11 protein-coding genes are annotated in these 10,790 nt (G+C 69.4%); 5 read left to right on the forward strand and 6 right to left on the reverse strand.

The features are described from left to right. Positions 1–55: 55 nt before the first annotated feature. Positions 56–1,060 (reverse strand): zinc-binding alcohol dehydrogenase family protein, encoded by a 1,005-nt coding sequence (locus tag NA8_RS15360; RefSeq protein ID WP_063051052.1) that lies wholly within the window; start codon positions 1,058–1,060, stop codon positions 56–58. A gap of 212 nt (positions 1,061–1,272) precedes the next feature. On the opposite strand from NA8_RS15360, the gene NA8_RS15365 reads away from it, so the two are divergent. Together NA8_RS15365 and NA8_RS15370 are read left to right on the forward strand one after the other, a co-directional pair. Continuing rightward, positions 1,273–1,911 (forward strand): TetR/AcrR family transcriptional regulator, encoded by a 639-nt coding sequence (locus tag NA8_RS15365; protein WP_040866469.1) that lies wholly within the window; start codon positions 1,273–1,275, stop codon positions 1,909–1,911. A gap of 2 nt (positions 1,912–1,913) precedes the next feature. Continuing rightward, positions 1,914–3,599, forward strand: a complete 1,686-nt coding sequence (locus tag NA8_RS15370) for an FAD-binding dehydrogenase (RefSeq protein ID WP_157106712.1) — start codon at positions 1,914–1,916, stop codon at positions 3,597–3,599. Positions 3,600–3,602: 3 nt separating this feature from the next. On the opposite strand, the gene NA8_RS15375 is transcribed toward NA8_RS15370, so the two are convergent. From NA8_RS15375 to NA8_RS15385, 3 genes are all read right to left on the reverse strand, one after another. Beyond that, entirely contained in the window at positions 3,603–4,406 is an 804-nt protein-coding gene (locus NA8_RS15375) for an expansin EXLX1 family cellulose-binding protein (RefSeq protein WP_157106713.1), read from the reverse strand. A gap of 289 nt (positions 4,407–4,695) precedes the next feature. Then, complete coding sequence (locus tag NA8_RS15380; RefSeq protein ID WP_063051055.1) at positions 4,696–5,535, reverse strand: IclR family transcriptional regulator; 840 nt, start codon at positions 5,533–5,535, stop codon at positions 4,696–4,698. Positions 5,536–5,575: 40 nt separating this feature from the next. Further along, on the reverse strand, positions 5,576–5,836 hold the full coding sequence (locus tag NA8_RS15385; protein ID WP_063051056.1) for a three-helix bundle dimerization domain-containing protein: 261 nt from the start codon (positions 5,834–5,836) through the stop codon (positions 5,576–5,578). 239 nt (positions 5,837–6,075) lie between these two features. Between NA8_RS15385 and NA8_RS15390 the strand changes: the two genes are divergently transcribed. Next, a complete protein-coding gene (locus NA8_RS15390) occupies positions 6,076–6,552 on the forward strand; it encodes a nuclear transport factor 2 family protein (RefSeq protein ID WP_062975566.1) in 477 nt (158 codons plus the stop codon). Positions 6,553–6,630: 78 nt separating this feature from the next. Further along, positions 6,631–7,683, forward strand: a complete 1,053-nt coding sequence (locus tag NA8_RS15395; protein ID WP_063051057.1) for an aminotransferase class V-fold PLP-dependent enzyme — start codon at positions 6,631–6,633, stop codon at positions 7,681–7,683. Positions 7,684–7,936: 253 nt separating this feature from the next. On the opposite strand, the gene NA8_RS15400 is transcribed toward NA8_RS15395, so the two are convergent. Then, a complete protein-coding gene (locus tag NA8_RS15400) occupies positions 7,937–9,013 on the reverse strand; it encodes an NAD(P)H-dependent amine dehydrogenase family protein (RefSeq protein WP_063051058.1) in 1,077 nt (358 codons plus the stop codon). A 1-nt stretch (position 9,014) separates the two neighbouring features. Next, positions 9,015–9,806: an SDR family oxidoreductase gene (locus tag NA8_RS15405; RefSeq protein ID WP_063051059.1), complete on the reverse strand. Its 792-nt coding sequence runs from the start codon at positions 9,804–9,806 to the stop codon at positions 9,015–9,017. 96 nt (positions 9,807–9,902) lie between these two features. Here NA8_RS15405 and NA8_RS15410 point away from each other — a divergent pair, with 96 nt between their 5' ends. Then, on the forward strand, positions 9,903–10,784 hold the full coding sequence (locus tag NA8_RS15410; RefSeq protein WP_063051084.1) for a helix-turn-helix domain-containing protein: 882 nt from the start codon (positions 9,903–9,905) through the stop codon (positions 10,782–10,784). Positions 10,785–10,790 lie beyond the last annotated feature (6 nt).

Below are 10,790 nucleotides of genomic sequence, written 5' to 3' on the forward strand. Positions count from 1 at the left end.
AAGGAACTCCACCCGACCGATACGGAGTCAGCGCCGAATCGTGTTCTCCGTCGTCCTACGGTACGAGAACCGCTGCGCCCGTGAATCGTCCGTGTGCGAGATCGATCAGCGCCCGATCGGCCATGTCCAGGGAGTACCGGTGCGTGGCCAGATGTATCCGGTGGTCGGCGGCGAATGCCAGGAATTCACGAGCGTCCGCGCGGGTATTCGCGGTGACCGATCGAATCTCCCGTTCCTGGAACAGATGCCGCTGGTAGTTCAGCGCGGGGATGTCGCTGAGATGGATACCGGCGATGGCCAGGATCCCGCCGCGATCGAGCGCCGCGAGCGCGGGCGGCACCAGCTCACCGACCGGCGCGAACAGGATCGCCGAATCCAGCGGCACCGGAGGCGGATCCGCGGCGCCCTGCACCGACGCGGCGCCGAGCGCGGTCGCGAGTTCCCGCGCCGCCGGATCCCGGGTCATCACGTGCACCTGCGCTCCTTGCGCGGCGGCTACCTGGGCGGCGATGTGGGCGCTGCCGCCGAAGCCGTAGATTCCCAGCCGCCCGCCCGGCGGAACGGCGGCCCGCAGCAGCGCCCGGTATCCGATGATGCCCGCGCACAGCAAGGGGGCGGTGTCGGCATCCGAGTAACCGGCGGGCAAGCGCAGCGCGTATGTCGCGGGCACACAGGCGAATTCGGCGTATCCACCGTCGGCATCCCAGCCGGTGTAGGCCGAACGCGGGCAGAGGTTCTCCGCGCCGCGCAGGCAGAACTTGCACTCCCCGCACGTGTGCCGCAGCCAGGCGATGCCCACCCGGTCCCCCACCGCGAAACCCTCCCCCTCCGCACCCTGCCCGATCGCGACGACCTCGCCGACGACCTCGTGCCCCGGCACCACTCCGGCGCGGTGCACCGGAAGATCGCCTTCGGCCACGTGCAGGTCGGTCCGGCACACGCCGCAGGCCACCACACGCACCATCAGATCGCCGGGACCGGGTTCCGGGACGGAGGTTCGCTCCGCTTGCAGCGGGCCGCCATCGATCGGGCCCGGCCTGCGCACCCGCCAGCATCGCATCGCAGTCCTACCTTCGCGGACCTGGCTCATCGTCGGATCACCTCGCACCGATCGGATCGACACGGACCGGGCATCCCGGCCGGGCCGGGTGCGCCGAAATCACCCTACTCGGCGGATTCGGCCACACCGCCCACCGGCTTCTGATACGTTTCTGTATCGAGTACATTTCTGTATCCGATGCCCTGGTCGAGGCCGAACCGAGGAGGTGCCCGATGGCGTCCGATGCCGCGCAGGCCGCACCCGCCCGGGTCACCCGCCGCCGCGCCGAAACCAGGAATCGGCTGCTGACCGCGGCCTACGACGCGTTCGCCGAGGAAGGCTTCGGGCGCGCCACCGTGGAGCGGGTGTGCGAGCGCGCCGGATTCACCCGCGGGGCGTTCTACTCGAACTTCAGCTCGCTGGACGAGCTGTTCCTGGCCATGTGGGAGCAGCGCTCGACGGCGATGCTCACCGAGGCGGGCGCCATCCTCGACGAGATCGCCGCCGACGGCGCCGATGACGTGCGCGCCGCGGTCCGGCGACTGGAACGGGCGGTGCCGGTCGACGAGGGCTGGTACCGGATCACCGCCGAATTCACCGCGCATGCCCTGCGCACCCCCGCGCTGCGCCGGGTGATGGCCGCCCGCGAGGAAGCCATCGTCGCGGCCCTCATGCCCACCATCGTCGCGGCGCTCGCCCGCGGCGGCCGCACCGTGCCGGACCCGGAGGCGTTCGGCCAAGCGCTCATCGCCGTCCACGACGGGACCAGCGTGCAGGTCCTGATGGAGCCGGACAGCCGTGCCGCGCGCGAGCGCCGCACCGAACTGTTCCACCACGTCGTGCTGGCCTACAGCACCGCAACCGAAGGATGAACATGTCCCACAGCAGTTCCGAGGCGACGCCGGAGGCGGACGTCCTTGTCGTCGGCGCCGGATTGGCCGGCCTGGTCGCCACGCACGAACTGGTCAAGGCCGGTCGCACGGTGCACGTGCTCGACCAGGAGAATCGCAACAATCTCGGTGGGCAGGCGTTCTGGTCGCTGGGCGGGCTGTTCTTCGTCGACAGCCCGGAGCAGCGACGCCTCGGCATCAAGGATTCCTACGATCTGGCCTTGCAGGACTGGCTCGGCTCGGCCGGGTTCGACCGTGACGACGAGGACAAGTGGGCCCGGCAGTGGGCGCGGGCGTATGTGCGGTTCGCGGCCACCGAGAAGCGGGAGTACCTGCGCGAACTCGGCCTGCGGGTGACGCCGCTGGTCGGCTGGGCCGAACGCGGCGGCGACCGCGCCGACGGACACGGCAACTCGGTGCCGCGCTTCCATCTCACCTGGGGCACCGGCCCCGAGGTGGTCCGGGTCTTCGCCGAGCCGGTCCTGGAGGGCGAGCGGCGCGGACTGGTTCGATTCGGCTTCCGCCATCGGGTGGACGAATTGATCGTGGAGAACGACGCGGTGGTCGGCGTGCGCGGCGCGGTGCTCGAGGACACCGATCTGGACCGGGGACGCGCTTCGTCGCGGACCGAAGTGGGCGAATTCGAGTTGCGCGCCAAGGCCGTGATCGTGGCATCCGGCGGAATCGGTCACAACCACGAGCTGATCCGGCGCAACTGGCCCACCCAGCGACTGGGTCCGTGCCCGGAGACCATGATCTCCGGCGTGCCCGCGCACGTCGACGGCCGGATGCTCGCCATCACCGAGACCGCGGGCGGGGCCATCGTCAACCGGGACCGCATGTGGCACTACACCGAAGGCATCGTCAACTGGGACCCGATCTGGCCCGATCACGCGATCCGGATCATCCCCGGACCGTCCTCGATGTGGTTCGACGCGAACGGAAAGCGCCTGCCCGCACCGTGTTTCCCCGGATTCGACACCAACTCGACGATGAAGGAGATCCTGAAGACCGGCCACGACTATTCGTGGTTCGTGCTCACCCAGTCGATCATCGAGAAGGAGTTCGCGCTGTCGGGCTCCGAGCAGAACCCGGACATCACCGGCAAGGACCTCAAGCTGACGCTGAAAAGCCGCGTCGCCAAGGGCGCACCGGGGCCGGTCGAGGCGTTCAAACAGCACGGTGTCGATTTCGTCGTGGCGGACACGCTGCGTGAACTGGTCGAGGGCATGAACAAGATCGCTCGCGGCCCCCGGCTGGACTATGACGATCTGGAACGCCAGATCGTCGCGCGGGACCGTGAGCTGACGAACAAGTACAGCAAGGACAGCCAGCTGATGGCGATCGCCAACGCGCGCCGGTACCTCGGCGACAAGGCGGGCCGGGTCGCCAAACCGCACCGGATCCTCGATCCGGCCGCGGGCCCGCTGATCGCCGTGCGGCTCAACATCCTCACCCGCAAAACCCTGGGCGGCTTGCAGACCGACCTGAATTCCCAGGTGATCCGGCCGGACGGCACGGCGTTCCCTGGTCTGTACGCCGCGGGTGAGGTCGCCGGGTTCGGTGGTGGCGGCGTGCACGGGTACAACGCGCTGGAAGGCACCTTCCTCGGCGGATGCATCTTCTCGGGCCGGGCCGCCGGGCGTGCGCTGGCGGCGGAACTCGCCTGATCGCTAACGCCCGCAGCGGGAGGCGACCGCGCCGGTCCCGGCCGAGGTGGCGAGGACCGGCGCGGACGTGAACGACGGAGTGCCGGAGTAGAGCCGGGTCCGTGCCGCGTACCGCCCAGGCTCCACCGTGACATCGGTGATCTCGGCCTCGTTGCCGTAGACGTCCGTCACGCGCGCCGTGAACGGGCCCGGTCCGGCGCCGGAGAGGGTCCAATAGTTGTCCGCCCGCCGGGTGAGCGGTCGCCAGGGGCCGCCCGCAGTGGGTCGAACAGCCGCCTCACGCAATGGATTTCCGGTCCCGCCGAACAGGAGGCCGAACCAGGACGCGGACGAATCCGGCTGAACCTCGTAGGTCAGCTCCTGCGCCGGCTGCGGGTCCCGCACCAGGCGATAGCCGATCCGCGCCACCCCGTCGTGGGGATCGGCGATCCGTTCGAACGCCGCCGCGCTCAGATCCAGTTGCCCCGGACCGCATGCCGGGCAGTGGTCGACCACCAGTGCCCGGACCGACCCGCGCGGACCCGTGATGTCCAGATACGCCCCGCAAAGCTCGGCGCGCCCGAAGTCGGGGGTGGACAATCCGGCATAGAAGCCGTCCGGCGTCAGGTCGTGGAAGGAGCACGACACCTGCTTGCCGAGCACGAAGTAGCGCGCTTCGGCGGACGTTTCCGGCCCGATCGGCGCGAAGGTCATGGCGGTCACCGGATATCGGGACGGCGAGGACGCCTCGTGCAGGGGGCTCGCCGCGACACAGGTGGGCGCAGACGGCCGCACCAGCCAGACGCCCACCGCGACGGTAGCCAGCACGCCTGCGGCGAACCATAGCCACTCGGAACGGAATGGCCGCTCTTGGATCGGTACCCGGTGCATCGCTTCCCCGACTCCGGCTCGCCTGCTCGCGGACTGTCCATCCTGACCTCACCAGGAAAGCAGCCCCACCGCCCGGGCGCAGCGCGAACGAAAATTCTTCATTGTGAAGGACGCGTAATTCAGCAAGCACGCCGCTAATTTCGGCCTCGCCACCCGGCAACGACACCGGCTGGTCGGAAATGATCCGGCGTGGCTCGGGGCGAAACCACCACGCCCCACGCTGACCTCAGCGCCTGCGCGCGTGCCGAGGGAAGAGATTCCGTCCCGCCTCCTGGGCCACTTCGGACAGCGCACGGGCCAACCGAGCGGTGTCCGGCACCACTGTCTCGGAACCGGTGCGGCCCGACAGCGACACCGCGGCCACCGCGGCGCCACGCCCGCGAATCGGCACGGCCACGCATGCCAGACCGGGGACGCACTCCTCGTTGTCGACGGCGACACCCTGGCGATTGCGGATGCGGCCGAGTTCGCGATGCAGTTCGGTGCTGTCGGTGAGAGTGCGTGAGGTCAGTTGCGGCAGGCGGTCCCGGAAGGAAGCTTCCACGATGCTCGGGTCCAAGGTGGCCAACAGCGCCTTGCCCAATGCCGTACTGTGCGCGGGCATCCGGCCGCCGAGCCGGGTGGGCACGCTCGCGGCGAATCGGCCGCCGACCTTGTCCAGATACAACACGTCGCGCCCGTCCAGCACACCGAGGTGCCCGACCATTCCGGTCTGCTGACACAGATCGTGCAGCAGCGGACTCACCGCGTCACGGATCTCGTTGTGCTCGGCGGCAAGTCCGCCCAGCTCCAGCGTGCGCAGACCGAGCCGGTAGCCGCCGGGCGCGTGCGCCAGCCAGCGCAGCCGGATCAACTGGTCGAGAATGCGGTGCACGGTGGAACGCGGCAACCCGGTGCGCTCGGCCAGTTCGACGAGGGTGAGCGTCGGCGTGACGCCGTCGAAAGCCTCCAATATCAGCGTCATCCGCTCGATCATCGATACCGGGGGCTGACCCGGCCGTGCTGCCTGTCCAGATCCGGTCCATAACTCCCCCGGCTCGGGATCGGTCATCACCTCGACCGTCATTGCCAACCTCCACGCGTACTCGCGTAGAGCTTAGAGGCCACTAGGGCGACCCGTGCGCGGAATCCGCGAGGGTGAACAGCCACTCCCGGGTGTACCGCTCAGCCAGCAGCGGCAGGTAGTTCACGACGGTGGCGTGGTCGGCGACATGATCGTAGGACGAGTGCAGATGATCCTCGATCGCGGCTTCGCTGGCGACGCCGCCGAATTCGTCCTCCAAGCGCTGCGCGGCCGTTTTCAAGGCGAGTTCCTGATCGAGCGGGGTCTGCTGGTTCGTGTCGTGAGTGGCAGGACGGTCGGTCATCGCAAGATTCCCCTGGTGGTGACGAGATCGGTACCTGAGGTGCTGTCGTAGCCGTAGGACAACTCCTGTCCTACGGGTACCCGGTCGAACTGGTTCGACACCCCGCCTGTGACCGTCGGCCGCGCCCCTGCGTCCGAATTCTCCTTCCGGGGGACGCGATCATCCGCTGTTCGACGCCGATCGCCAGCGAAGTAGAACACGTTCTTGTCCGCGGCGCCCGCGCGTGTCAGGCTCGACAGATGGATCTCGACGCCATCGAAGCCGTCCGCCAGCTGAAGTACCGCTACTTCCGGAGCCTCGACCTCAAAGACTGGGACGATTTCGCCGACACCCTCGCCGTCGACGCGGAAGGACGCTACGGCACCCACGCCATGGGCGAGCCGCTGCACCTGGACGGCCGCGACGCCATCACGGCGTTCATGCGGGAGAACCTCGGACCCTCCATCGTCTCGGTGCACATCGCCAACCACCCGGAGATCAGCGTCGACGGAGCGACGGCCACGGGATCCTGGGCCTTCGAGGACACCGTCATCGCCACCGAGTACGGGGTCCTGATCCGCGGGGCCGGTTACTACACCGACACCTACCGCCGCGACGCCGACGGCAAATGGCGCATCGCCTCCACCGGCTACCGCCGCATCTACGAATCCATGCAGTCGCTGGCCGACACGCCCAGCTTCCAACTGCTGTCCAATATGTGGGCACCGGAGAAGTGACCGCCGGGCGCGGAAATCGGTCCACTATCGGCCCGGTGGCGCTGGACGGCCCGGCGCGTTCCGGCGGATGCTGCGACCATGCCCTCCCTTGCGCCTGACGAGTTCACTCCCGAAACCACCTACCTGAACACCGCGTCCTTCGGTCTGCCGCCCGCCCGGGCCCTGGCCGCGGTGCACGACGCGAGTGCGAGCTGGGCCTCCGGCCGCGGTGCGCCGACATCCGAGGTGGATCGACTGGCGCCCGGTCTGCGCGCCGGGTTCGCCCGGCTGCTCGACGGCGCGACCGCCGACGACATCGCGCTCGGCAGTGGTGTCGCGGGACTCATCGCCCCCGTGGCCACCGCACTGCCGCCCGGCGCGGAGGTCCTGCTGCCGGAAGGCGAATTCTCGTCGGTGTCCATGCCTTTCGTGTACCGGGACGACCTCGTCGTGCGCTTCGTGCCCTTGCGGGAACTGGCCGCGCGCGTGCGGCCGGAGACCGCGCTGGTGGCCATGAGTGTGGTCCAGTCCGCGGACGGCCGCGTCACCGATCTGGCCGAACTGCGCGCGGTGACCCGGGCCAACGGCGCGCGCCTGCTGGTGGATGCCACCCAGGCCGCGGGATGGCTGCCACTGCGCTTCGCCGACGCGGACTACTGGGTCTGCGCCACCTTCAAATGGTTGATCGGCGCACGCAGCGTCGCGTTCCTCGCCACACCGTCCGACCTCGTCCCGCAGCTGCGTCCGGTGGGCTCGAGCTGGTACGCCGCCGAGGACCGCTGGGCCGAGCTCTACCGTCCGGTCGCACTGCCCGCGACGGCACGGCGGTTCGACACGACACCGGACTGGCTCGGCGTCGTGGCAGCGCTGGCGGGGCTGTCGCTGATCGAGGAACTCACCGTCGAGAAAATCGGCGCGCACGACCTCGAACTCGCCGACCGCTTCCGCGACGGTCTGCGCGACCTGGGCTTCGAGCCCGTCGATGCGCGCTCACCGATCGTCTCCGTGCCCGGCGCGGGGGACCTGGCAGCCCGGCTCGCGGAGGCCGAGGTGATCGCCTCGGCGCGCGGCGGCGGGCTGCGGTTCGCCTTCCATCTCTACAACAGCGCCGACGACGTCGAGCGGGCGCTGTCCGCACTGCGCGCCGGATAGTTCCCGCGGCAGCCGCGTACCGCCCGACCGGTCAGAGATCGAGGTGAGCCTCCAGCGCGGCAAGCCGTAGCGGGACGCGACCGCGCCACCGGTCCGAGACCAGGGCCGGAGCGTCGAGCCCGCCCAATACCTCGAGGAGGCGCTGTCCGCACCGCGCCCCACGAGACAGAGCCCCGCACGTCACCGGTCTGCGACCAGGACCGGAGCCTGGGCCGCAGCCGCGCGGCCGCGCGCCTCGGGTCCGCGAGGTCGGTCACCGGCCGGGGCGGTGCGCGGGAGCCGTGATCAGCGGTAGATCGAGCGCGGTGAGGATGCCTGCGGGAGCGGCGACGACGGCGGGAACGGCGTTGACTATCCGCAAGCCCGTCGCCAGGACGGTCGCGTAGTTGTGATCCCCGTTGCGGCTCGAGGTCACCAGGTCCAGCGCGTAGTCGGGCTCGCCCGTGATCTCGACCCGGTAGGAGCCCTCGGGGTGCGCCGGCTGTGGCCAGTCCGGGCACAGGTCGGGACGCAACCGGGTCACGTGCTCGAGCACCGTGACCGGCACGTCCCCGACCATGCCCCGGACTTCGAAACGCAATGCCGCCGCGGTTCCTTCGGCGATGTGCCCGGTCGCGATGTCGAACGACTCCGGCGCCGGGATGCGCTCGTAGGACTGGGTGACGGCGTCGAGGGTGACGCCGATCCCGGCGGCGAGCTGACGGACCGTGCCGCCCCAGGCGAGCGACAACACCCCGGGCTGCAACAGCATGGGGATCTCGTCGACGGGCTTGCCGAAGCCCATGATGTCGAACATGACCGCCCGGTTGTCGTAGCTGGCGTAGTCCACGATCTCCAGGCAGCGCACCTGGTCGACGCGCAGACAGGTCCCCGTGAGCGCGAGCGGCAGCAGGTCGTTGGCGAAACCCGGGTCGATACCGTTCACCCACAGCGACGAATTCCCCTGCGCGGCCGCCTCCTGCACCGGTTTCAGCAGCTCGTCGGGCAGCACTCCGTAGGGGTATTGGAAGAACACCGGTGCGCAGGCGACGACATTGATTCCGGCGGCCAGGATGCGCTGGAGGTCTTGCACGGCTTCGAACAGCCGGTTGTCGGTCATGGAGCAGTAGACGACGCAGTCCGGCCGCGACGCGAGCAATGCGTCCGCGTCGGTCGTGGCAGTGATGCCGACGGGGTGCTCGAGGCCCGCGAGCGTCCCCGCGTCGACGCCGCTCTTGGCGGGACCGGACACCCACACGCCGGTCAGTTCCAGTTCGGGATGGGCGATCACGCCGGCCAGGGCATGCCTGCCCACATTGCCGGTGCCCCATTGCACTACGCGATATGTCATGTCACAGATCCGGGATCGGGAGGTCGAGGTTCGGGATGATCAAGCCGCCGTCGGGCTCGAGGATCTTGCCGGTGAGGTACTTGCCCGCGGGCGACACCAGATAGAGCGCGGCCGCGGCGATGTCTTCGGGTTCGCCGATGCGATGCAACGGTGTCTTCGATTCCAATTCGGTGCGCATGGCGTCGTTTCCCGCGACGATCTCCAGTGCGGAGGTCAGGATCGACCCCGGCGCGATGGCGTTCACCCGGATACGCGGGTTCAGGTCGAGGGCGGCGAGCCTCGTGTAGTGGGCGAGGGCGGCCTTGGCGGTGCCGTACGCCGCGAACGCACGCCCCGGCAGTCGACCCATGGTCGACGTGATGTTCAGGATCGAACCGCCACCGGCGGTTTCGAGCATGCGCGGTACCGCGGCTCGGACCAGTGCGTGCGCGTTGGTGACGTTGAACTCGAACGCGTCCGTCAGCGCCTGCGGCGTCGTGTCCAGCAGCGGGCACGGCAGCGCCCCGCCCACATTGTTGACCACGATGTCCAGTCGCCCGAAGCGTTCGACCGCCGCCGCGGCGAGAGCCGCCGTGGCATCGGCGTCGCTCAGATCCGCGGGCACCACGTGGGCCTGTCGACCTGCGGCGGCGACGCGCGCGGCCACCTCCTCGAGCTGGCTCTCGGTCCGTGCGGCGATGACGACATCCGCCCCCGCCTCCGCGAACGCCACCGCTATGGCCGCGCCGAGACCGCGACCCGCACCGGTGACTATGGCGACCTGATCATCGATTCGGAACCGATCCAGAATCATTCGCGCTCCCTACGCTGGTGACGAATATTCGACAACATGTGATCTAATATTCGTCATCGTAGGTCGCTCACCCGAGCGGGACAAGGGGTTGTGGACATGCCGGATCGATCGGCGTCGCCACCGACGCGTCGCGTCGTCGAAATCGTGTCGTTGCTGGCGGCCTCCGCGGAGGCGATCAGCGTCGCGGGCATCGCCGAACGCCTCGGTATCGCCCGCGCCACCGCGACCGCGATCTTGGCCGAACTCGACGCAGCCGGCTGGGTGGTCCGCGACCCTGCTCGCGGCTACGGCATAGGGCCCGCACTGGCCGGTCTGCACGGCGCTGCCCTCCCGCACGGTGTCGGCGAGCTCCTCGCCGGCCTCGCCGCCCGGACCGGTTACGGCGCCACATTCAGCCGCATCGAACCCGACCGACTGACGGTGCTCGACGTGCGGCACGGCGCCGACCGCGTCGTTCCCGGAATCCCGGTGGGACATCGGATTCCGCTGCAGTTCCCGGCCGGGGCCAGCGTGATGCCGTGGCGGCCCGCGAACGAGCAGAACATTTGGCTGCGCACCGCCGCCGAAGCGGATCAACGGATGGCCGGTGGGCTGCTGGCCCTGGTCCGCGAGCGTGGGGTGGCCGTCTTCCGGCCACGCGCCGACGACGCGGGGATGGTCGATCTGCTCGTCGATCTGCTCGGCGCCGTGGGATCCGAACTGCTGCAACCGCATCTGCGCGCTCGTGCGCTTCGCCAGCTCGCCGCACTGACCTCACGGCCCTTCACCAGGGCCGAGCTGGATTCGGAGGAAGTCTTGCCGCTGAGCTATCTCGCGGCGCCGGTTTTCGACGCGAGCGGCGCCGCCGCATACGAAGTGCAGCTGGGACCGCTGCGCGCCGCGACGACCCGAGCGGAACGCGAGGAATTCATGGACGCGACGCGAAGCACCGCAACCGCATTGACGACCGCGCTCACCGCCGACCGGCAAGAAAAGTAATCCCCC

The organism is Nocardia arthritidis NBRC 100137 (assembly GCF_001612765.1).
In the GTDB taxonomy this organism is placed as follows: domain Bacteria; phylum Actinomycetota; class Actinomycetes; order Mycobacteriales; family Mycobacteriaceae; genus Nocardia; species Nocardia arthritidis.